Source organism: Microbacterium sp., assembly GCF_049650565.1.
GTDB lineage: Bacteria > Actinomycetota > Actinomycetes > Actinomycetales > Microbacteriaceae > Microbacterium.
In genome coordinates this window covers 1-21822 of the sequence record NZ_JBASAK010000021.1, presented here as the reverse complement: position 1 = coordinate 21822, position 21822 = coordinate 1, and the positions used below count along the sequence as shown (strand labels likewise).

Annotated in this window: 18 protein-coding genes and 1 tRNA gene; 4 read left to right on the top strand and 15 right to left on the bottom strand. The window is 69.3% G+C overall.

Translation table 11 applies throughout. The features are described from left to right. Positions 1-77: 77 nt before the first annotated feature. The 8 genes from WA967_RS03260 to WA967_RS03225 all read right to left on the bottom strand — a co-directional run bounded on the left by WA967_RS03260 (position 78) and on the right by WA967_RS03225 (position 7936). Entirely contained in the window at positions 78-1535 is a 1458-nt protein-coding gene (locus WA967_RS03260; RefSeq protein WP_424419463.1) for an LCP family protein, read from the bottom strand. Continuing rightward, positions 1532-1999, bottom strand: coding sequence for a 5-(carboxyamino)imidazole ribonucleotide mutase (gene purE, locus WA967_RS03255; RefSeq protein WP_424419494.1), 468 nt, complete (start codon positions 1997-1999; stop codon positions 1532-1534). Before purE ends, WA967_RS03260 begins: the two co-directional genes overlap by 4 nt. A 109-nt stretch (positions 2000-2108) precedes the next feature. Further along, the gene (locus WA967_RS03250; protein ID WP_424419493.1) at positions 2109-3302 is read right to left on the bottom strand and encodes a 5-(carboxyamino)imidazole ribonucleotide synthase; all 1194 of its coding nucleotides are present in this window, start codon (positions 3300-3302) and stop codon (positions 2109-2111) included. Further along, complete coding sequence (locus WA967_RS03245; RefSeq protein WP_424419462.1) at positions 3299-4126, bottom strand: hypothetical protein; 828 nt, start codon at positions 4124-4126, stop codon at positions 3299-3301. The genes WA967_RS03250 and WA967_RS03245 overlap by 4 nt, the downstream gene beginning before the upstream one ends. Further along, on the bottom strand, positions 4104-5084 hold the full coding sequence (locus tag WA967_RS03240; RefSeq protein ID WP_424419461.1) for a type IV toxin-antitoxin system AbiEi family antitoxin: 981 nt from the start codon (positions 5082-5084) through the stop codon (positions 4104-4106). Before WA967_RS03240 ends, WA967_RS03245 begins: the two co-directional genes overlap by 23 nt. A 78-nt stretch (positions 5085-5162) precedes the next feature. Then, a complete protein-coding gene (locus tag WA967_RS03235; RefSeq protein ID WP_424419460.1) occupies positions 5163-5705 on the bottom strand; it encodes a PH domain-containing protein in 543 nt (180 codons plus the stop codon). 156 nt (positions 5706-5861) lie between these two features. Then, positions 5862-6653, bottom strand: coding sequence for a biotin--[acetyl-CoA-carboxylase] ligase (locus WA967_RS03230; RefSeq protein ID WP_424419459.1), 792 nt, complete (start codon positions 6651-6653; stop codon positions 5862-5864). After that, positions 6650-7936 carry a CDP-glycerol glycerophosphotransferase family protein gene (locus WA967_RS03225; protein WP_424419458.1) on the bottom strand — a complete coding sequence of 429 codons (1287 nt, stop codon included), beginning with the start codon at positions 7934-7936 and terminating at the stop codon, positions 6650-6652. The genes WA967_RS03230 and WA967_RS03225 overlap by 4 nt, the downstream gene beginning before the upstream one ends. 147 nt (positions 7937-8083) lie before the next feature. Here WA967_RS03225 and WA967_RS03220 point away from each other — a divergent pair, with 147 nt between their 5' ends. Further along, entirely contained in the window at positions 8084-9121 is a 1038-nt protein-coding gene (locus tag WA967_RS03220; RefSeq protein WP_424419492.1) for a glycosyltransferase, read from the top strand. An 83-nt stretch (positions 9122-9204) separates the two neighbouring features. On the opposite strand, the gene WA967_RS03215 is transcribed toward WA967_RS03220, so the two are convergent. From WA967_RS03215 to WA967_RS03205, 3 genes are read right to left on the bottom strand one after another with little or no spacing between them, the layout of a single operon-like run. Then, positions 9205-10641 carry a CDP-glycerol glycerophosphotransferase family protein gene (locus WA967_RS03215; protein ID WP_424419457.1) on the bottom strand — a complete coding sequence of 479 codons (1437 nt, stop codon included), beginning with the start codon at positions 10639-10641 and terminating at the stop codon, positions 9205-9207. 35 nt (positions 10642-10676) lie between these two features. Next, positions 10677-11930 (bottom strand): CDP-glycerol glycerophosphotransferase family protein, encoded by a 1254-nt coding sequence (locus tag WA967_RS03210; protein WP_424419456.1) that lies wholly within the window; start codon positions 11928-11930, stop codon positions 10677-10679. Positions 11931-11980: 50 nt separating this feature from the next. Beyond that, positions 11981-13531, bottom strand: a complete 1551-nt coding sequence (locus WA967_RS03205; protein WP_424419455.1) for a S1C family serine protease — start codon at positions 13529-13531, stop codon at positions 11981-11983. A 97-nt stretch (positions 13532-13628) separates the two neighbouring features. Between WA967_RS03205 and WA967_RS03200 the strand changes: the two genes are divergently transcribed. Continuing rightward, positions 13629-14828 (top strand): aminotransferase class I/II-fold pyridoxal phosphate-dependent enzyme, encoded by a 1200-nt coding sequence (locus WA967_RS03200; protein ID WP_424419454.1) that lies wholly within the window; start codon positions 13629-13631, stop codon positions 14826-14828. Positions 14829-14988: 160 nt separating this feature from the next. Here the strand turns inward: WA967_RS03200 and WA967_RS03195 are convergent, their stop codons facing one another. Next, the gene (locus WA967_RS03195) at positions 14989-15792 is read right to left on the bottom strand and encodes a carbon-nitrogen hydrolase family protein (RefSeq protein ID WP_424419453.1); all 804 of its coding nucleotides are present in this window, start codon (positions 15790-15792) and stop codon (positions 14989-14991) included. A 65-nt stretch (positions 15793-15857) separates the two neighbouring features. Between WA967_RS03195 and WA967_RS03190 the strand changes: the two genes are divergently transcribed. Then, on the top strand, positions 15858-16202 hold the full coding sequence (locus tag WA967_RS03190; protein WP_424419452.1) for a carboxymuconolactone decarboxylase family protein: 345 nt from the start codon (positions 15858-15860) through the stop codon (positions 16200-16202). Between the two features lie 65 nt (positions 16203-16267). On the opposite strand, the gene WA967_RS03185 is transcribed toward WA967_RS03190, so the two are convergent. From WA967_RS03185 to WA967_RS03175, 3 genes are all read right to left on the bottom strand, one after another. After that, positions 16268-16341, bottom strand: a tRNA-Met gene (locus WA967_RS03185). A 270-nt stretch (positions 16342-16611) separates the two neighbouring features. Beyond that, positions 16612-19521: a UPF0182 family protein gene (locus WA967_RS03180; RefSeq protein ID WP_424419451.1), complete on the bottom strand. Its 2910-nt coding sequence runs from the start codon at positions 19519-19521 to the stop codon at positions 16612-16614. 60 nt (positions 19522-19581) lie between these two features. Next, positions 19582-20676, bottom strand: coding sequence for a YlbL family protein (locus tag WA967_RS03175; protein WP_424419450.1), 1095 nt, complete (start codon positions 20674-20676; stop codon positions 19582-19584). Positions 20677-20791: 115 nt separating this feature from the next. On the opposite strand from WA967_RS03175, the gene WA967_RS03170 reads away from it, so the two are divergent. Then, positions 20792-21822 (top strand): zinc-dependent metalloprotease (locus tag WA967_RS03170; protein ID WP_424419449.1); only part of this gene is annotated, 1031 nt, incomplete at its 3' end.

Here is a 21822-nt window from a genome sequence, read left to right as displayed (position 1 = left end):
TGCCCGGGAACACTGCCCGCCTGTGCTGAATCGCGTCAGGCACGCTGAGCGCTGCCAGCTCTTGACGCCGACCGCTGTCAGTTCGTGGGCACCGGCGTCGAAGTCGGAGGATGCAGCGCGTCCTTCACCATGGTCCGGATCAAGGCGAAGTCGGGAGCCTTCTCCGCGATACCGTTCTCTGGAGTCAGCTCGAGTTGCTTCATCGGCTGCTTCTTAGCCTTCATCATCAGGTCGAAGAACTCCGGCAGCTTGTCCTGCGGCAGATCGGTGCTGGCCAGCGCCGTGCCGGCATTCATCACGTCGGTGAAGTGCGTGAGCACGTTCTGCGGCGTGAACTGCGCCAGGATCGCCTCCTGCAGCTGCCGCTGCCGCTTCATGCGGTCGTAGTCGCTCGTGGTGTACCGCGAGCGGGCGTACCACTGCGCGGTGTCGCCGTTCATGTGCTGCTGACCGGGCTCGATCCACCCGATGGCCCACTTGTTCACGTCCTTCGCGCCCTGCCCGGGGGCAGGCCCGCCCTTCGGCAGCCGTTCTGTGACGTTGATGTCCACCCCGCCCAGCGCATCGATCAGGTCGGCGAAGCCGTTCATGTCGACGAAGACGTAGTACGGGATCTTGATGCCCAGCAGGCCCTCGGCCGCGTCCTTGGTGGCCTCGATGCCCGGCGTGGAGCCGTGCGCGGCAGCATCCGGGTACAGACTCCTGCCATGGTCGGGACGGCACACCTCGGCGGCGGCCCGCACGTGGTTCATCCAGCCGTTCCAGCCGCAGGTGGCCGATCCGTGGCCCTTGAACCCGTCCGGGTAGAGCCTGTGCATGGGGCTGTCGTCGGGGAAGTGCACCCCGGGCAGCTCTCTCGGGATGCCGGTGATCGTGACCGCGCCGGTGCTGGCGTTGACGGAGACCACCGAGATGCTGTCGAAGCGCATCGAGTCGCGGCCGTCGCCGCTGTCCGCACCCAGCAGCAGGATGTTGTAGTAGCCCTCACTGGGCGGAACGCTGGGGCCGCTGTTGGCGAACAGCTTGCCGAACGCACCGCGGCTGGCCGCCGCATATCCGGAGCCGGTGACGGCGCCGGTCACGACGAGGGCGAGCGCCAGGAGCGCGGCGATCGGTGCCAGCCACCGCGTGATCACCGGCAGCTTCACCAGCCGCAGCAGGCGCAGCGTGTCGACGGTGAGCACGATCCACAGCAGCGCATAGCCCAGCAGCAGCACCTGCACGACGGTGAGCGCGAACCAGGAGGGCGCCCCGCTGAACAGCCAGACCAGCGTCTGCCGCGCGAACAGCGCGAGCCCCACGGCGACGATCGCGAGCAGCCACATCGCCAGGGTCGCGCCGAGGCCGAACCGCCCCAGGCGGCGGTTGCCCGCCAGTACCTGCGCAGAGCCCGGCACCAGCACATTCAGCACCACCAGCCACCACGCCCGGCGCCCCATCGTCGCCGAATCCTGGACATCCGGATGCCGCAGCGGGTGCTGCTCGATCAGCGGACGCGTGCGCTGCTGCGGAGAGCGCGGCGCCGCCAGGGTCACAGGGCTTCCTTCAGCCGCCGGTTCTTCTGCTCCACCTGGCCCTCGAGATCGCGGGCATAGTCCTCGATGCGGTCGGCGAGGGCGGCATCCGCCGTTCCCAGGATGCGGGCGGCGAGGATGCCGGCATTGCGCGCCCCGCCGATGGAGACGGTCGCGACCGGGATGCCTGCCGGCATCTGCACGATGGAGAGCAGCGAGTCCATGCCGTCCAGGTACGCCAGCGGCACCGGCACGCCGATCACCGGCAAGGCGGTCATCGAGGCCAGCATGCCCGGCAGGTGTGCCGCTCCCCCGGCTCCGGCGATGATCACCCGGATGCCGCGGCCCCGAGCCTCGCGCGCATAGCTCATCAGCTTGTCCGGCGTGCGGTGCGCGGAGACGACCTCGACCTCGTGCGCGACGCCGAAGTCGGTCAGCGCCTGCGAGGCGTCGCTCATCACGCGCCAGTCGGAGTCGGAACCCATCACGACCCCGACGAGGGGCGAGCTGGAGGAATGCAGCGGCTCAGTCACCCTGACAGGCTACGGCGCGCCGCTGTGAGATCCTCGCAGCGGCGCGCACGGCTCCCCCAGCTCAGAGGAACTGGGAGGCGGCGGAGCGCGCGGTGTAGACCACGTCGTCCAGGTCGGCGCCCGACACGTTGACGTGCCCGACCTTGCGGCCGGGGCGCGGAGACTTGCCGTAGGTGTGGATCTTGGCATCCGGATGCTCGGTCATGGCCTGCGCGAACCGGTCCTCCAGCGCGCCGTCGGCCGGGCCGCCGAGGATGTTGACCATGACGGTCCACGGCGCGCGCGTCTCGGTGCCGCCCAACGGCAGATCCGCGACGGCGCGCAGGTGCTGCTCGAACTGGCCGGTGACGGCGCCGTCCTGGCTCCAGTGGCCGCTGTTGTGCGGACGCATGGCCAGCTCGTTCACGAGGATGCGCTCGTCGTCGGTCTCGAACAGCTCCACGGCCAGCATCCCGGTCACGCCGACGCCTTCGGCGATGGTGCGTCCGATCCACTCGGCGACCTCTGCCAGGCGCGCGCTCGCCTCGGGCGCGGGGGCGATGACCTCGGCGCAGACGCCGTCACGCTGCACGGTCTCCACGATGGGGTAAGCGACCATCTCGCCGCCGGGGCGGCGCGCGATCTGCTGGGCGAGCTCGCGGGTGAACGAGACCAGCTCCTCGACGAGAAGCGCATCGCCGTCGGCCAGCCGCGCGAACCAGTCCTCGGCCTCGGCGCCGGCGTGCACCACCCGCACCCCGTGCCCGTCATAGCCGCCGCGCGGCGTCTTGACCACCGCACCGCCGTTGTGGTCGTCGATGAAGGCCTGCAGCTCATCCGCGTTCCGCACGGGGGCCCAGTCCGGCTGCGGGATGCCGAGTTCGGTCATCCGCCGGCGCATCACCAGCTTGTCCTGCGCGAACTGCAGGGCATCCGGACCGGGGTGCACCTGCACGCCGTCGGCGACGAGGGCGCGCAGCACCTCCTGAGGGACGTGCTCGTGGTCGAAGGTGACGACGTCGACGTCGCGCACGAACGCGCGCACGGTCTCCAGATCGTGGTAGTCGCCGACGGCGGTGGCGGCGAGCTTCGCCGACATCCCCTCGTCCTCGGCGAGGACCCGAAGCTCCAGCCCCAGCTCGACCGCCGGGGCGATCATCATCCTGGCCAGCTGGCCCCCACCGATCACTCCCACGCGCACGGTCATCCGCGGCTCCTCTCGTCGGTGACCATTCTTCCGCATCCGTGGAGGGTCGGAACGCGGGGGTTCAGTCAGCCGAGTTCGAACGCGAGTTCCGCCGCGAGCCGAGAGCGACGCGCCCGATCCGTGGTCCAGTTGATCCCGGGAGGCAGACTGAGGCTTCGCGCAATGAGCGCAGTGTCAGCACGCCGCCACCGCTCGCCGAGCACCGGAGCGATCTCACCGAGTTGCGATCGGATCTCGCCGCTGAGCATCTTCACTGCCGCGACGTCACGGTCCCACTCGGCAGCTTCGAGGAGCCGAACTCCCTCATCACCGCCATACAGGCGGTCAGCGACGTCCTCCGATTCGAGATACCAGTACATTGCGAGCGCAAGGTCCCGTGCATCCTTGTACTCGCCATACGCGCTGCGGTCCAGCCACGCGAACATCTTCAGAGCCGCGTACCCCGCCGGCTGAGGAATCCTGATCTGATTGTCGGTACCCGGAAGCCGCACGAGAGCCGCGTGCTCATAGACGTTCTCGAAGCCCGACACGTCCAGCGGCTGGTTCCGCCCCTCAGGAGTGGCGCTCCCGAGCGGATTCTCCACTCCGCCGAAGGGAAGCACATCCACGACGAGCCCCGCGATCAGGAACCGGATTCCGGTGTCTCCGACCGCGGGATACACATCCACAACGCGGCGGTACTCACCCCAATCCTCCAGGATCAATCCGAGGTCGATGTCACGGGTGTCGGCGACCGCGAACTCATACCCGTACGCCGTATGCAGCATGTTGCGACAGATCGCGCCGACGAGGAGGATCCGTTCGCTGTCTACCCCGCATTCACTGTGCAACCGATCAACGACGAGCGCGACAGGCGCGAGCAGCGCCGCGTCAGAGTGCGCGAAGTCGATCATCCCGCTCCTTCAGCCACTGTGCTGCTTCTTTCTGGCGGGAGTCTCCTGATGCCATCAGATCGGCGTAGATCAGAGTCGACGGAACCGGACGCACCTTCGGTGATCCTCCCGCCGACACCTCGCCAGGTACCGACCAGAACTTGCGACGGACGAAGACGTTCGGTTCGCGGTCTGTTCGCCACCGGTTGCGCGTGTAAAGCACCCCGTCCGAATGATCGATGTAGAGCGTGAGATCCTCGGCACGCATCACTTCCGGCACGGCAGCCGCACCGCTCAGCCATAGCGGCAGGCCGCCAACCTGCAATTGGTCGAGTTCGCCATGGAATTCCTTGAGGCGCAAAGACTTCGCAAGCCCTGACGGGTAAAGCCTCACCCAGGTGTCGAACAGCTTTCGAGGGTCTGTCAGGTTGCGGCCCGACATCTCACCGAGCTCTTCGAGCAGTTTCATCGTCTGCTGTGCCTGCCCGACCGAGACACCGGCCGCCCGAGCGATGCTCCGCAGTGAACCCGCCGCCAGTTCCTGCCACGTCAGCAGAGCGAACATCACCTGTGCACGTTTCGCGCTGAAGAGATTGACATCTCGAGCAGTATCACCTGCGTCCACCTCGCCCACAGCCTCTGGTCGACGGCCTCGCACGTCCACGAAGACGCCGCCGAACGCGATGAATGCGTTGCCAGCACTGTCGACGAACCAGACATCAGCGTCGCGCAGCTGTTGCGCGGTCCGCGCATGAATGCGATCGGCGATGACCAGCAACGGTCGGCCCGATGATGCCCGAGTTGCCAGCGATGCCTCGCCCCGGCGGGGAAGCCACACCTGCACGGGTTGCACTTCCGACATGCGGACGAGGTCGCCCGGTGCCTCACTGCCATCGGTCAGCTCCCCGAAGGGGACTCCTCGCAGTTCAAGCCCGAAGGAGGTCAGCTCACGTCGTACACGGTTCCAGTCGAGTGTCATTCACACACGCTCCCGTTCACTACTCACTGATGTTCAGCATAAATGAACACACATGAAAAGTGAACACTCGCGTGCGGGTCAGGCTCCGGACGACGACTGGGCGTCTCGGTGCGCGAGGATCTGGTTCACCTCGACCTGGTCGGCCAGGGCCTCGTGCACGAGGTTCACGCTGGGCACGTTCACGAGCCGCAGCGGAGCATCCACGCCATTGCTGAGCGTGATGGTCCCCGCACCCCACAGACGCTGGAGGAGCCCCCGGCGCACGGCGATCGAATAGCCGCGGGTGTGCGAGAGCTCGCGGCGATTGCGGACGCCCATCCCGCTCTGCACGATCACGCGACGCGTGGTGATCGTGTACGTGCGCGACAGCCACACCAGGAACGGCACGATCACCAGCAGCACGAGCGCCGCCGCGGCGCCGCCCAGCAGCATCCAGTCCTCGAACGGCGGCTTGAGGTTGCCGTACAGGAAGCCCACGGCGCCGGCGGCGACGATCAGCACCAGCGCGCACCAGAACAGCCGGCGCGCATGACTGCGGAATCGGGCGACCAGCAGCTCTTCGACGGGTGTGCCGGGCGGCGGCATCATCGGCCGTCCGCCGAGCGTCACGGGCTGGGTCATGTGTCCATTGTGCCCGGAGAGCGACGATTTCGATGCGCAGGCGCGCTCAGCGGTCCTGGGCATGTCGACGACGACGCTTCGACAGGCTCAGCGACCCAGGAACGAAAGCACCGACGACGCTTCGACAGGCTCAGCGACCCAGGAATGCGGACGGGCTCAGCCGCCGACCGTGCGCGAGCAGCGGCGCTGCGACGGATCCCAGACCGGGCGCACGTGCACGACATCGCCTGCGGCGACCTCGTGCAGGCCTGCGCCGTCATCGACCACCAGCCTGCCGTCAGCGGCCAGCCGCACGGCTGTGCCGGTCAGGATCGAGCCGCCGGGCAGCGACACGGTGACGGCCCGCCCGAGGGTCAGGCAGCGCTCGGTCGCCTCCGCGTGCAGCGCGTCGGTTCCCAGAGAGCGGATGCCGCGCTGCAGCCCGGTGAGGTAGTCGGCCAGCAGCCGATCAGCATCCACCTCTGCGCCCAGTGCGGCGAAGGACGTCGCGGTGGGCACCGGCAGCTGCTCGACGGTCATGGTGGTGTTGATCCCGGTTCCGACGATCACCGCACCTCCCGCGACCTCGGCGAGGATGCCGCAGATCTTGCGTCCGTCCACGAGCACGTCGTTGGGCCACTTCAGGCCGACCTCGTGCCCGGTCAGCTGTGCGGCCACGGCATCCGTCATCGCCACCCCCGCCGCCAGCGGGATCCAGCCCCACGCGTCCGCATCGGCGGGCAGGTCGCGCAGCAGCACCGACACCGCCAGCGCCGTGCGGGCCGGCGTGCTCCAGGTGCGATCCAGCCTGCCGCGGCCGGAGGTCTGCGTGTCGGTCAGCAGCACTGACAGGTGCGGCCAGGCCGCCTCATCCGCCGCACGCCCGCGGAGCTCGGCGTTGGTGGAGGCGCACTCCGGCAGCACCAGCAGGCGTGCGGCGGTCCGCTCGGCGAGCGGCAGTCGCATCATTCGTCGTCCTCCGCGTCGCCGTCGCTGACGTCGGCGTCGTCGAGTTCTGTCGCGGCGGCCGCGTCGCGGGCGTGCCACTCCTCCCACATCTGCATGAGCCGCTCGATGGCGGCATGGAACTTCGCCGTCGCGACGCCCGGTGCGGTGTCGCCGAAGTAGTGCTGCACCCATGTGCGCAAGCGCTCCACGGCATCCGCATCCGCACTCACGCGCTCGACCTCGGCGACGATCCCGCCCGCGCGATCCACGGGCAGCCATTCGCACGCCGACAGGTAGCCGGACTCGTCGATGGAGGCGCGCTCGTCCACGGGCCGGGTGACCAGCAGCGGCTTGCCCACCGCCAGCCGGTCGTAGACCATCGCCGAGATGTCCACGACGGCGACGTCGGCGACCGCCAGCTGCCAGCCCAGCTCGGGACCGTCGTCGTAGACGTGGTGCGCAGCCGGGTCAGCCGCGTTGGCCTCGGCCAGCGCGGCCAGGATGCGGCGGTGTGCGGCGCCGTACTCGTCGCTGACCACGCCGCTGCGCGGGTGCGGCCGGTAGATGACCCGGTGCTTCGGGCTGGCCAGCAGTGCGCCGACCAGTGCCTCGCCGTGCGTGGCGATGGAGCCGTAGTGCGCCGACGGCCGGTCGCCCTCCCAGGTGGGCGCGTACAGCACGACGGTGCGCTCGTCCGGCGTGAACGGCAGCGTGCCGGAGTAGTGGTCGGCCTGCGGGCGGCCGATCTCGATGGTGCGCCGGTCGAGGTCGTAATCCCACAGCGTGCGGCTGAGCCGGTCGCGGGCGGCCTGCCCGGCGATCAGCGCGTAGTCGTACGCCTTGTACTGGTTCGTGGTCATGTACATCTTGTCGGACTCGCCGTGGTTGATGAACACGTGCCAGCGACGCCCGTACCGGAACATCTGGAAGTTGCGGGTGTTCTGGTTGACGTACAGCACCACGCGGATGTCCTGCGTGGCGAGGAACTTCTCGAGGTTCCGCACCGTGGGAGTGAACGCCACGGGAAGGCCGCTCTCCTCGATGAGCTTCTCTGCGCCGGTCGCGCTGCGCGCGAGGATCACGACGGGCCACCGCTGGGCCAGCTGTGCGAGCGGCGCATACCACTGCCGCATCTGATACATGTTCACGGCGCCGTCGGCGAAGTACACCGCGATGCGGAAGTGATCCTGAGGGTGCGGCTCCTGCGCCTTCAGAGTGCGCCTGACCCGCTGCACCGCCGAGCGCGAGGTCAGGGCCTTGCGCAGCAGCCGATATGCCTTCTTCCCATCCGATACGACTCCCATCCCTCCAGAATACGGGGTGCGTCGGCTCGGTCCCGGGCCGCGGTGTCCCGCCCTGCACCCGTTCTTCGGGTCGTGGGCCGCGCCGCATGACATGATCGACGGGTGCAGGACAACGAGAGGGCCGCAGCCGAGGGCGTCTCCTTCGTCATGCCCGTGCTCAATGAGATCGACTACCTCGAGCACGCCGTGCACTCGGTGCTGTCGCAGAACGTCGAGGGCCCGACCGAGCTGATCCTCGCGCTCGGTCCCTCATCCGACGGCACCACCGCACTCGCACAGCGACTGGCGGATGCCGATGAGCGGGTGCGCCTGGTGCAGAACCCGCAGGCGCACATCCCGGTGGGGCTGAACGCCGCCATCCGCGCCAGCAGCTATCCCACGATCATCCGGGTGGACGCGCACTCCGAGCTGTCGGACGGATACGCGCGCCGTGCGCTGGAGACCCTGAAGCGCACCGGCGCGGCCAATGTCGGCGGCGTCATGCGCGCTGACGGCCGCACGCCCTTCCAGCGCGCGGTGGCCACGCTGTACAACGCCCCCGTGGGACTCGGCGGTGGCGCCTACCACGGCGGCGCGCCCGAGGGCGAGGCGGAATCCGCCTATCTCGGCGTGATGCGCCGGGAGGTGCTCGACGAGGTCGGGCTGTTCGATGAGAGCATCCGCCGCGGCGAGGATTGGGAGCTGAACCTGCGCATCCGGCAGGCCGGGTACAGGGTGTGGTTCGATCCGGCGCTGTCGGTGACCTACTGGCCGCGGGAGAGCTGGTGGCGGCTGGCCAGGCAGTTCCGCGCCACAGGCGCCTGGCGCGGCGAGCTGGTGCGCCGGTACGGACGCAGCAACAGCCTGCGCTTCTTCGCCCCGCCAGCCCTGGTCGTGCTCGTCGTGCTCGCTCTGATCATCGGCGTCCTGCAGCTGACCGGAGTGCTGCACGGCCTGGTCGGCCTGATCTCCTCGGTGATCTACCTGCCGCTTCTCGCCTATGTGCTGCTGGACCTGGCGGTCGGGTTCGCCGGCGTGGGCATCGCCGCAGGTCCCCGCAGCCTGCGCGAGCGGCTGTGGACACTGGCCGTGCTGCCGACCATGCACATCTCGTGGGGACTCGGCTTCCTCGCCGGAGTCCTCCGCGGCGCAGGCGACACGGTCGACGCCTCCCGCCTGGGCTCTCGCAACACCCCGCTCCCCTGACTCGCCCTTCGACCATTCGACCCTTCGACAAGCTCAGGGACCCAGCACTCTGGGTTGTCGAGCCAGTCGAAGCGACGGGCGCGTCAGGCGGTGAGCCAGCCGAGGTCGAGGATGCGGGAGACGACGCGGTCCGCAGCCGAGCCGTCGTCGAGGCGGTTGAACTGCACGGTCCACGCGGCGTAGTGCTCGGCGTACGCCGCCGGCCCCTCGTCGTCGTTCAGCGCGGCGATCAGCTCATCCTGCGTGCGCACCAGCGGGCCGGGAGCGCGCTGCGCGAGATCGAAGTAGAAGCCGCGCAGCTCGCCGCGGTAGTGCTCCAGGTCGGGCACCAGGAAGTACATCGGCCGCCCGGTGACGCTGAAGTCGAACATCACCGAGGAGTAGTCCGTGATCAGCGCGTCGGCGATCAGCAGCAGCCGCGCGGTCTCCGGATAGCCGGTCACGTCGATCACGCGGGAGCCGGCGCGATCGCGACCCGGCCGCAGGGTGCGCGAATGACCGCGCACCAGCACCACGGAGTCGGTGCGCGCCGCCAGTTCCTCGGGGTCGACGAAGTCCACCATCTCGGACCGGTCGTCGCGCCACGTCGGCGCGTACAGCAGCACCCGCTCATCCGGCCCGATGCCCAGCTGCGCACGGATGGGCGCCGGGTCGCCGGACGCCAGCAGATCGTTGCGCGGGTATCCGTCGGTCCAGATCGGCCGTCCGAAGAACGCGTACGCCTTCTTCAGCACCCGTGCGGCATAGGTGTTCTGCGCCAGCAGGGCGTCCCAGCGACGGGATTCCTTGACCACCGCCGCCATCCGCCGGGGGTCGAAGCCGGGCCGGTGCAGCGCGAGGCGCTTCAGCGGCGTCCCGTGCCAGGTCTGCAGCACGTGCTGCCCGGGCTTGCGCACGAAGCGCCGGCGCAGCCAGTCGTTGACGATCAGCATCCGCGACTCGGCGCGAGCGCGCCACCACTCGGGGCTCCCCTCCACCACCGCGATCGCGCCGTCGGGGATCTCCACCGACAGGTCGGTGACGGCCCAGTAGCGGGTGACGGACGGCGCGCGCTCGGCCAGCACCCGGTCGATGGCGCGCGGGTTGCAGCCGGAGGTCTGCCCGTAGAAGCTCTCGAAGAACACGGCGTTCTCGCCGGCGCCGATCTGAGACGCGTAGCGCTGCTCGAGCGTGCGCTGCCCCTCGACGGTCTCGTACACGGGGTCCAGCGGGGGTGCCACGGTCGCCACGGCGCCCGTCACGGCAAGACGAAGGGTCGGCATCAACACGGGCTCGACCTGAAGGCCCCCGAGATCGGCCCCGGCGATCTCGATGGCGTACTCCCCCGCCGGCAGCGGCAGCGCGGTGCCGCCCCAGCGCGCCACGCGCAGCGGGAACGTCGCCTTCCAGGTTCTCCCGCCACCGGTGAGCTTCGCGCTCACCCGAGCGCGCGCCCCGGTCAGCACAGCGGATGCCGGGCGAGCCCCCGAGCCGGCGATGACCAGCGTCTGCGCCTCCGAGTCGATCCGTGCGGTGGTCATCGTGCTCCCCTTCGGCGCGGGAATCTGCGCAGTGGTCATCTCTCCCCCTTCGGCGCGGGGATCCTCCGCGCCCGGATGGCCTGGTACACGCGCTGGGCGTTGCGCCCGTCGCGGTGAGCGTGCATGTCGGCGCTGAGCGCGGCCGACCGCGCGGAACGCTCGGCGCGCACGGACTCGTCGCCGAGCAGCGCGTCGAGCTGATCTATCGCCGCATCCCAGTCCCGGGCGTAGTCATCGCCCGCGACATCCTCATAACGGCCGTAGAAGCCGCGCTCCCGCCCGTACTCGGCGACGTCGGGCGCGAGGTACACGACGGGCATCGCCAGCAGCCCCACGTCGTACGCCATCGACGAGTAGTCGGTGATCAGCGCGTCAACGCGCGGCAGGGCAGGAGTGACGTCCGGCAGCAGCTCCGAGCTCAGCATCCGCACCCGCCCGCTGGACCACGGCGGCGAGTACGATCCCTCACCCAGCGGGTGAGAGCGGATGAACAGGATCGCGTCGTGCTGCTCCAGCATCCTCACGATCCGCACCCACTGCTGAGCCGTCGGAACGGCGGGGTCGGCGGCGCCGTCGCGCCAGGTGGGCGCGTAGAGCAGCGCGCGCTGGCGCTGCAGCAGCGGCCCGGTGCGCGTCAGCAGAGCGGATGCCGCCAGCCGGCGCAGATCGGCGGTGCCGGCGGAGAGCACGTCCACCCGGGGCTCACCGGTGACGACGACCCTGTCTTCCCCCAGCCCGAACGCGGATTCCAGGCGGCCCCGCGACCGGTGCGAAGCCGCGGGAAGCACCCGGATCCGCTGCGCGGCACCGCGATAGGCGACGGTGAGCAGGCGACGCAGCAGGCGCGCACCGGGCAGGCGGGCCGGCACCTGCGCGGTGACCGGGGAGTCCAGGCCGATCCGCTTGAGCGGGATGCCGTGCCACAGCTGCACGACGAAGCCGTCGGTGCTGCCGTAGCGGTTCACGTCTCCCAGCCCGTGCGTGACGACGATCACCCCGGCGCGGGCGGTGGCCCACCAGCCGCGCAGTCCGTCGCGCTTGCGCGTGCGGATGCCGAGGGCTCTGGCATCCGCCTCCTCGCGCGGCGAGCGCACCAGCCACAGCGTGCGGTGACCGGCCAGGTGCGCGACGCGGTGCAGCGCCAGGGCCCCGTCGCCGATGCCGGCGCCGCATCCGAACACCCACACGTCGCCGCGCGGGATGACCAGCGTGGCTATGCGTCCCGCGGCATACAGCGGCAGCCGGAGCAGCTTGGCCGCGTTGCCTGTTCCGAACGAGAAGGACGCCACCCCGCGAGCCTATCGCGGGGTGGCGTCCTGACCTGACTGCGGACGGGGACTCAGGACTTGAGCGCGCCCAGCGTGGCCTCGGCCGTGTAGGTCTTGCCGTCGCGGACGTACGTGATCTTCACCGTGGAGCCCGAGGCCTCCGCGCGCACCTGCGCGGTGAGGTCGGTGGCGCTGGAGATCGGCGCGCCGTTGAACTCCGTGATGATGTCGCCCTGCTTTAGCCCGGCATCCGCCGCCGCGCCGTTCGCGGTGGGCTTCTCGATGACCGCACCGGCGACGGTCGCGTTCTGCACGCTGGACGCGTCGCGGACCGTGGCGCCCAGCAGGCCGTGCGACGCCGAGCCGCTGTCGATGATCTCGGTGGTGACGCGCTTGGCGATGTTCGCCGGGATCGCGAAGCCCACCCCGATGGAGCCGGACTCGCTGGAGCCCGAGGACGACTGCCCCGCGGTCGCGATGGCGACGTTCACGCCGATCAGGCGCCCCTGGCTGTCGACCAGCGCGCCGCCGGAGTTGCCGGGGTTGATGGCGGCATCCGTCTGGATCACGGCGATCGAGATCGACGCCTTGGGCTGCTGCTGCTGACCCAGTCCCGGAATGTCGAACTGGAACGGGTTGCCGTTGCTGTCGCCGTTCCCGTTCTGGCCGTTGCCGTCCGACTGGCCGTCGGAGCCGGTCTTGGGCGCGGCCGAGGAGGCGACCTGGATGCTGCGGTTCAGCGCGCTGACGATGCCGGTGGTGACCGAGTTGGACAGCCCCAGCGGGGCGCCGACGGCCACAGCGGTGTCGCCGACGTTCAGCTTGGACGAGTTGCCGAACTCGATGGGCTTCAGATCGGTGGCGCCCGTGAGCTTGATGACGGCCAGGTCGTAGATCGGATCGGTGCCGACGACGGTCGCCCGGTAGATGCGCCCATCGGAGGTGGTCACCGCGATGGTCGGGTCAGCGACCGCACCCCCCAGGGTGACCACGTGCGTGTTGGTCATCACGTAGCCGTCCTTGCTGAGCACGACGCCCGAGCCGGAGCCGGACTCCTGAGCGCCCGCGACGTTGATCGTGACGACCGAGGGCAGCACGTCGGCGGCGATGGCCGTGGTCTCGTTGACTGAGCCGGGGTTGTTGACCGTGACCGTCTGCGGCCCGGTGGCGGACTGGGAGGTGGGTGCACTGGTCATGAAGCTGCCGAGCGCGCTGCCGCCGAATCCGGCGACGCCGCCGACGAGAGCGGCCGCCAGGAGAAGGCCCGCGATCTTCAGCGGGGCGCTGCTCTTCGTGTGCGATGCGGATGCCGCAGTCGAGGCTCCTGCGGGAGCCAGCAGACTGGGGTCCAGCGGAAGCGTGGGAGCGGTGGGCTGGGCGGGAACACCGAACGCCGCACCGGTCGGCTGCTGCGGGGTCGCAGGGCCGCCGAGGCCCGGCTGCGGCGCCGCGGGGGCTGCCTGCGGTGCCTGTGCTGCCTGCCAGGAGGCTGCCTGGTGCGAACCGAACGCGGCAGGGGTCACATGACCGCCCTGCACGGGTCCGGCCGGAGTCACGGGCGTCGAGTCGCCGTTCTGGGGCTCGGGCGTGGGGACGTCACCGGGGGTGTTGTTCTCGTTCATGATCTGCTCCTTCCAGGCGCACCATCAGAGTGACAAGTCAGCCTGTGGTTTTCATATGGCGGAGTTGGATTTCTCCTATGGTCTTAGCCTGTTCTGCATGGATGTCATTCCCGGCGCCTGGCGGCGCACCGCAGCTGGAGCAGGTCTTCTCTCCCCGCAGGGCGAGGTCGCGCCCACCATCTTCGCAGAGATGTCGGCTGCGGCGGTCCGATTCGATGCGGTCAATCTCGGTCAGGGCTTCCCCGATGAGGACGGCCCCGCCGAGGTGCTGGAGGCTGCACGGGAGGCCATCGCGCACGGTGCGAACCAGTACCCGCCGGGGCGTGGCATCCCGGATCTGCGGCTGGCGATCAGCGAGCACCAGCAGCGGTTCTACGGTCTGACTCCCGACCCCGACACCGAGGTGCTGGTGACCGCCGGCGCGACCGAGGCGCTGACGGCCACCCTGCTGGCGCTCATCGACTCCCCCGACGATGAGGTGGTCGTCTTCGAGCCGTACTACGACTCGTACGCGGCCATCGTCGCCCTCGCCGGCGCCCGGCTGCGGACGGTGCCGCTGCGCAGGCCTGATTTCCAGCCGGATGCCGAGCAGCTGGCATCCGTGGTCAGTGACCGCACCCGCATCATCCTCGTCAACGACCCGCACAACCCGACCGGGGCGGTGTTCTCACCCGAGGTGCAGGCCGAGATCGTGCGGCTCGCGAACCGGCACGACGCGATCATCGTGACCGACGAGGTGTACGAGCACCTGGCGTACGCCGGCCCGCACGTGCCCATCGCCACCCTGCCTGGTGCGGCCGAGCGGACGCTGACCATCTCGTCGGGGGGCAAGACGTTCTCGGCCACGGGCTGGAAGATCGGCTGGGTGCACGGACCCGCGGAGCTGATCACGGCCGTGCTGACCGTGAAGCAGTTCCTGACCTACGTGAACGGCTCGGCGTTCCAGCCGGCCATCGCCCTGGGCCTGCGACTGCCCGACGCGTACTTCGACGAGGCGCGCACCGCGCTGCTGCACAAGCACGAGCTGCTGGCGGAGGCCCTGCACGCGGCAGGCTTCGGCGTGCACTCCCCGCAGGGCGGGTACTTCACCGTGGCCGACGCGACGGCGCTGGGCGGAGCGGATGCCGCGGCCTTCTGCCGCGCGCTTCCCGAGCGGATCGGCGTGGCGGCGATCCCCATCACGGCGTTCGTGGCCCCCGAGCATCATGCCGACTACGCCGGTCTCGTGCGCTTCGCGGCCTGCAAACGCGTGGAGGTTCTGGAAGAGGCGGCCCGGCGGCTGAAGACGCTGGGCTGAGCGGTGTGCGGGGCATCCGGGCATCCGCTGTCTCGGTGCCCCGGTGGCCGTTCCACTTCGGGGGCCGACACGCCAGATCACGGACGTTTCCCGCGAATCTGGCCGACAAGTGGCGTGTCGGCCCCCGATCTGTCACGGGCGAGGCTGTGCGACGGGCCGATCAGGCGGTCGGGACGACGCGGTAGCGGCGCAGCCGCAGCACGGGGTTGGTCTCGCGGGTGCGGGTGATGAGGTCGGAGTCGAGGGATGCCGTGGCGATGCCCTCCCCCGCGCTGACGCCGGCGAGCACGACGCCCTGCGGGTCGATGATCTGCGACAGGCCCACGCCGATGGGAGCCGGGTGGTCGGCGGCGATCACGTATGCGGTGCTCTCGATCGCGCGCGCGGTCAGCAGCGTCGACCAGTGGTGCTCCTTCAACGGGCCGCGCACCCACTCGGCGGGCACGAGCAGGGCATCCGCACCGGCATCCACCAGCGTGCGCGCCACCTCGGGGAAGCGCAGGTCGTAGCAGGTCATCATCCCGAAGCGGATGCCGAGCACGTCGAAAGTCGCCGTCTCCAGCGGGCCGGGCTCGATCCAGTCCGACTCGGTCTGCCCGAACGCGTCGTACAGGTGCTGCTTGCGATAGACGGCCTGGATTCCGGCATCCGACACCGCAACCAGCGTGTTGCGGACGCGACCGGCATCCGCCTGCTCCACCAGCCCCGCGACGATCGTGACGCCGTGCTCGGACGCGAGGCGGTGCAGGGTCTGCACGAACTCGCCCTCGAGCGTCTCCGCGTTCGCGGCGAGCGAGGCGTCCATCGGGCTGACGAAGAAGCTGCTGTACTCCGGCAGCACGACCAGTCCCGCGCCGCGGGAGGCGGCCTCGACGACGAGCTCGATCACGCGCTCCCGGTTGGCGTCACGCGAGTCGGTGGGCGCGAACTGGCAGACGGCGACGAGCGGAGCGGATGCTGTCATGTGCCCATCCTCGCACCCGCCAGGCACGGCGGGCATAGCCTGAGAGAGTCAAGGAAGGACACATCATGGCAGATTCCCCCTATCCCGCCCGCAGTGCCGAGCTCAACAAGAAGCGTCGCGAGCTGGTCCCCGACACCACCGCCGCGTTCGAGGCGTTCAGCAAGCAGGTGTTCGCCGAGGGCGCGCTGGACGAGAAGACCAAGCAGCTCATCGCCGTCGCCGTCGCGCACACCACGCAGTGCCCGTACTGCATCGAGGGTCACACCAAGCTGGCCTCTCGCAAGGGCGCGAGCGACCAGGAGATCATGGAGGCCATCTGGGTGGCTGCCGAGATGCGGGCCGGCGGCGCCTACGCGCACTCCGTCATCGCGCTCAACGCGCTGGAGGGCCTGCCGGGGCACGCGCACTGACGCGCACCGCTGAGACGAAGAAGGCCCGATCCTTGCGGATCGGGCCTTCTTGTGTCGCATTCTCGTTGCGGGGGCAGGATTTGAACCTACGACCTCCGGGTTATGAGCCCGGCGAGCTACCGAACTGCTCCACCCCGCGGCACGTTGAAAAGCCTAACACGGGCGGGAGAGGGAGGGCGAATCGAGGGGATGCTGCGGGAACGGCGGGCGTGTCGCGTGCGGGTGGGTGCGACCCTTCGACAGGCTCAGGGACCCAGTCAAGGGGGGCCCACGACCCTTCGACGGGCACAGGAACCCAGTCAACGGGGCCCACGATCCTTCGACGGGCACAGGGACCCCGTCGGGAGAGTCCACATGCGCGCGGGGCCCGCATGGCGAACCATGCGGGCCCCGCGATCTGCGTTGAGCGCTACTTCTGCGAGCTCTGATCCTCCAGCGTCAGCAGCTTCTCGATCGCGGCGGTGAGCTTCTTGTCCTGCACCGCGAACTCCTCGAGGTCGCCGGCCTTCAGCGCGGTCTCACGCGCGTTCAGGGCATCCTTGGCATCCGAGAGAGCCTGCGTGACGGCATCCGACGCAACCGGCGGAGTGGCGCTCCCCTGATCCGGCGGGGTGGAGCCTTCCCCCGGATCGGGCGTCACGCCCTGATCGCCGCCGGCAGCGCCCGAGTCGCCGCCGAACAGGGCATCCAGCGCTTCGGTGAGGGTGTCCTCGAACGCGACCTGGTCGCCGAAGGCGACGAGCACCTTGCGCAGCGTCGGCAGCTTGGCGCCCTCGGACGACTGCACGAACACCGGCTGCACGTAGAGCAGGCCCCCGCCGACAGGCAGGGTCAGCAGGTTGCCGTACAGCACCTGGGATTTACCGATCGTCAGCACGTTCAGCTTCTCGGCCACGCTGGCGTTCGAGTCGAAGATGTTCTGCACCTGACCGGGGCCCGGCACCGGCGTGGAGGTGTTCAGCTCCAGCATCCGCAGTGTGCCGTAGTCCTTGGACTTCACGCCCTTCTTCGCACCGGCATCCGAATCGACGGCCAGATAGCCCATCAGCACCTGACGGCTCTCGCCCTGCCCGTCGGCCGGGATGTACGTGGAGAACATCGAGAACCGCGGCGAATCCTGGCCCGGCATCTTCATCGACAAGTAGTACGGCGGCTGCAGCGCGTCCTTGTTCTGCGGGTCCGGCGGCGTCTGCCAGCGGTTGTCCTCCTGCGCGAACGAGCCCGCATCGTCGATGTGGTACGTGCCGAGGATGTTGCGCTGCACCTTGAACAGGTCGGTCGGGTAGCGCACGTGGCTCATCAGGTCGCCGGACATCTCGCTGATCGGCCGGATGGTCGACGGGTAGATCTTCTCCCACGCCTGCAGGATCGGATCCTGGGCGTCCCACGCATACAGCTTGACCGAGCCGTCGTACGCATCGACGGTGGCCTTGACCGAGTTGCGGATGTAGTTGACGTTGTCGAACGCGACGGCGGATGCCGGAGTGGTCGAGTCCGCGATGGCGTTCTGCATGTTCACCGTCTGCGAGTACGGGTAGGTCGAGCTGGTCGTGTAGCCGTCGACGATCCAGACGATCCGGCCGTCCACCACGCTCGGGTACGGGTCGTGGTCCAGCGTCAGATACGGGGCGACCTTCTGCACACGGGTGATCGGCTCGCGGTCGTACAGGATCTGCGAGTCGGAGTTGACCAGGTTCGAGAACAGGATCTGCTCGGACTGGAACTTCAGCGCGTACAGCAGCTTGGTGAACGTGTTGCCGATGCGCGGGCCGCCGTTGCCGGTGAAGGTCGTGGTGGTGTCCTTGTCCTTGTCGTCCTGCCCGCGCGGGTAGTCGATCTCGACGGGCTTGGTGCCCTTCGGCGCGCCCACGATCGAGTACTCCGGCGATGTCTCGCCGAAGTACACCCGCGGCTCGAAGTGCTCGGTGTCGGTGAGCACGCCCGAGGTGGGGATGCCCTGCTCCAGGAACACCGGGTTGCCGTCGGAGGTGCGCTCGTTGCCGGCCATCGCGACCAGGCCGTAGCCGTGCGTGTACACCGCGACCCGGTTGTTCCAGGTGTCACCGGCGCCCAGCTTGGACATGTCCAGGTCGCGGACCGAGACCACGGTGTCCTGCGACTTGCCGTCGATCGTGTAGCGGTCCACGTCCATCTCGGGCGAGAACTGGTAGTACGAGCGGTACTGCTCGAGCTGGCGCACGGTCGGGGGGATGACGGCCGGGTCCATGATGCGCACGGACGCCGTCGTGTCGGCATCCGCCCGCAGCTGGCCGGCGGCGGTGTCGGTGGTCGCCTTGAACGGCGTGACCTTCATCTTGTCGACGCCGAACGCGGCCTTCGTCGCGGCGATGTTGCGCTCGTAGTACTGCGCCTGGTAGTTGTTCTCGTTCGGCTTCACCTGGAAGGTGGTGACCACCCACGGGTAGCCCATCCCGACCACCAGCGAGGCGACGACGAACAGCGCGGTCGCGGCCAGCGGGAAGCGCCAGCGGCCGATCACGGCGGTGATCAGGAACAGCACGGCCACCACGGCGGCGATGATCGCGAGTATCCCCTGCCCGGGGATGGTGGCGTTCACGCCGGTGTACCCGGCGCCGATGATGCGGCCCTCGGGCTGCACGAGGGTGAGGTAGCGGTCCAGCCACAGGCTCACGGCCTGCACGGCCAGGTAGATGCCGGCGAGGATCGCCAGCTGGATGCGGGCGGGCTTGGAGATGCGCAGCTCGCGCTGGCCGATGCGCACCGAGCCGTACAGGTACGACACCAGCGCGGTGATCAGCAGGCACAGCAGCAGCACGGCCGAGATGAACGCCAGCAGCATGGAGTAGAACGGCATCGCGAACAGGTAGAAACCGGTGTCCAGGTGGAACTGCGGGTCGAGCGTCTTGGTGCTCACGCCGTTGGCCCACAGCCACACGGTCTTCCAGTTTCCGGCGGCGGCGAAGCCCGCGAAGATGCCGAAGAAGACCGGCATCCCCCACATCGCCAGGCGCCGCAGCGGCTCGATGACCTCCTGGTAGCGGTCCAGTTGCGAGCTGAGCTTCACGTACACCGGGCGCAGCCGATAGGCCAGCTGGATGCACAGGAAGATCGGCAGGGCCATCGCCAAGAACCCGGCGACGAACATCGTCACGGTGGCGATCCACTGCGTGGTCAGCACGTTCGAGAGCTTCAGCTGGTCGAACCAGAGGAACTCGGTGTACAGCGACGCGAAGATGAAGAACGCGACGATCAGGGCGACGATGATCGCCACCGAGACGCCGAGGATCCTGCGCGACGCGCTGCGCGTGGCCGGTGGGCGGTAAGAGGAGGAGGTCACCGTCCCATCCTAAGCAGGGGGCCTGTGACGGGCGGGCAGGTTCCGCTCAGGGCTGACCCGTCACTTCGCGGATGTCGTGCACATCGGCAGCTTTGACGTGTCGCCGTGGTCGGCGACGACCTTCAGGATGTCCAGCGAATCCTGCAGCGTGGCGGTCTTGAACACCTTCAGCCCGTCGGGGATGTGGCCGACGACCTCGTCGCAGTTGCTCGCCGGGGCGAGGAAGACCGTCGCTCCGGCATCCTTCGCGCCGTACAGCTTCTGACGGATGCCGCCGATCGGCCCCACGACGCCGGCGGCGTCGATGGTTCCCGTTCCCGCGACCTCGGCTCCCCCGTTGAGCTCACCGGGCGTGAGCGTGTCGATGATCCCCAGGGCGAACATCATCCCGGCGCTGGGGCCGCCGACATTGTCCAGCTGCAGCTTCACGTCGACGGGGAACGTGTAGTCGGTGGTGAGCGAGATGCCGACCAGCCACACCGTGTCGCCTGCGGTGTCCTTCGTCTTCCGCGGTGTGACCGCGACGGTCTTCGTCCCGTCGCCGCGTTTGACGGTCAGCTCGACCTCGGCGCCCTTCGCCTTCTGGATCTCGTCGCGCAGCACGGTCGCCGAGCTGACCTCGACGCCGTCGATGGCGAGGATCCGGTCGCCCTTGCGCAGCTGCCCCTTCGCGGGCGAGCCGTCGATGACGCCGGCGACCTCGACCTGCGCGCCCACGTCGTAGCCGAGCTCGGTGAGCGCGGCCGCAGTGGCCTCGTGCTGGGAGTCGACCATGAGAGCGCTGTTCTGCTCGTCGCGCTCCTTGGTGGTGACCCCCTCGGGGAAGACGGTGTCGAGGGGCACGACCGCGCGCGACGAGTCGAACCACGCCAGCGCCAGCTCGAACCAGTTGGGCGTGCGCTCGCGGTTGCCGATGACCTGCACCGTGAGCAGGTCCAGCGCACCGCCGGTCGGATAGGTCTTCGCGCCGGACACCTCGATGAGCGGCACCTCGGCACCGTCGGCGTCTTTGGCGGTGCCGAGGGTGTCGAACACCGGGCCCGGCTGCTGGATCACGTACTGGGTGGGGATGAAGGTGAGCCCCACCAGCGCCACGAGCGAGATGCTCAGCGCCGTCACGCCGACGACCGTGCCAGTGCTGCGGCGTGATGACACGAGACCTCCGGGCGTTCGCGAGCGGCGTACAGATTCCTCCCGCTCCCAGGTCGGGGCACAGGATCGTGTGACTAGCGTAGATCGCACACGCTACGGGCATGCTGAGAGGGCGATCATGGCAGACGACGACCGCGATCCTTCCGACTTCGAGGAGATGCTGCGACGCATGCTCTCGGGCGGTCAGATCGACCCCGAGGCGCTGCGCGACGCGTTCTCGAACATGCAGGGCCAGCCGTTCGATCCCACCCAGCTGCAGGGCATGATGTCGCAGATGCAGGGCATGTTCGCCGGCGACCCGTGGCAGAGCGCAGAGCGCTCCGCGCTGCACATCGCGAACCAGGACGGGCAGGGCGTCACCTCGAGCGCCCAGGCGTCTCTGGCGGATGCCTTCGGGCTGGCGAACCTGTGGCTCAGCGAGGCCACCACGATCTCGGAGCTCGCCTCGGCTCCGCAGGCGATGACCCGCGGCGAGTGGGTCGAGAAGACCCTGCCGGTGTGGAAGGAGATCGCCTCGCCGGTGTCGACCTCCATCGCGGACGCACTGATGGATGCCCTGCAGACGCAGGTGCCCGAGGAGATGGCGGGCATGGTGCAGGGCGCCGGCCAGCTGATGCGCGGCCTGGGCGGTTCGCTGTTCGCCGCGCAGTTCGGCCAGGTACTGGGCAGGCTCTCGCTCGAGGTCGTCTCGGGCGGGGATGTCGGCATCCCGGTGCTGCCGGCGGGCACCGCCGCGGTGATCCCGCAGAACATCGCCGCCTTCGGCGCGGGCCTGGAGGTGCCCGACGATCAGGTCGGGCTGTACCTCGCGGTGCGCGAGCTGGCGTACGCCCGGCTGTACCGGCACGCCAAGTGGCTGCACCTGCACGTGCTCTCGCAGATCACGGACTTCGCCCGCGGGGTGACCGTCGACATCGACGCGCTCGAGGACCTGGCCTCACGGCTGGACCCGTCCAACCCCGAGGAGCTGCGTACGGCCATCGAGGGCGGAGCGCTGCTGCCCACGCAGACGGATGCGCAGCGCGAGGCGCTGACGCGCCTGGAGAACCTCATCGCGACCATCGACGGCTGGGTGGATGTGGTGACCAGTCAGGCGATCGCGCGCCTGCCCGACGGCGCCCGGCTGGCCGAGGCGGCCCGGCGCCGCCG

What these genes read in the sequence shown, in the direction of transcription:
- purE (WP_424419494.1), bottom strand. Translation starts at nt 1,999, where the DNA reads ATGGGTTCCGACTCCGACTGGCGCGTGATGAGCGACGCCTCGCAGGCG.
- WA967_RS03245 (WP_424419462.1), bottom strand. Translation starts at nt 4,126, where the DNA reads ATGATCGACTTCGCGCACTCTGACGCGGCGCTGCTCGCGCCTGTCGCG.
- WA967_RS03240 (WP_424419461.1), bottom strand. Translation starts at nt 5,084, where the DNA reads ATGACACTCGACTGGAACCGTGTACGACGTGAGCTGACCTCCTTCGGG.
- WA967_RS03235 (WP_424419460.1), bottom strand. Translation starts at nt 5,705, where the DNA reads ATGACCCAGCCCGTGACGCTCGGCGGACGGCCGATGATGCCGCCGCCC.
- WA967_RS03230 (WP_424419459.1), bottom strand. Translation starts at nt 6,653, where the DNA reads ATGATGCGACTGCCGCTCGCCGAGCGGACCGCCGCACGCCTGCTGGTG.
- WA967_RS03225 (WP_424419458.1), bottom strand. Translation starts at nt 7,936, where the DNA reads ATGGGAGTCGTATCGGATGGGAAGAAGGCATATCGGCTGCTGCGCAAG.
- WA967_RS03220 (WP_424419492.1), top strand. Translation starts at nt 8,084, where the DNA reads ATGCCCGTGCTCAATGAGATCGACTACCTCGAGCACGCCGTGCACTCG.
- WA967_RS03215 (WP_424419457.1), bottom strand. Translation starts at nt 10,641, where the DNA reads ATGACCACCGCACGGATCGACTCGGAGGCGCAGACGCTGGTCATCGCC.
- WA967_RS03205 (WP_424419455.1), bottom strand. Translation starts at nt 13,531, where the DNA reads ATGAACGAGAACAACACCCCCGGTGACGTCCCCACGCCCGAGCCCCAG.
- WA967_RS03200 (WP_424419454.1), top strand. Translation starts at nt 13,629, where the DNA reads ATGGATGTCATTCCCGGCGCCTGGCGGCGCACCGCAGCTGGAGCAGGT.
- WA967_RS03195 (WP_424419453.1), bottom strand. Translation starts at nt 15,792, where the DNA reads ATGACAGCATCCGCTCCGCTCGTCGCCGTCTGCCAGTTCGCGCCCACC.
- WA967_RS03190 (WP_424419452.1), top strand. Translation starts at nt 15,858, where the DNA reads ATGGCAGATTCCCCCTATCCCGCCCGCAGTGCCGAGCTCAACAAGAAG.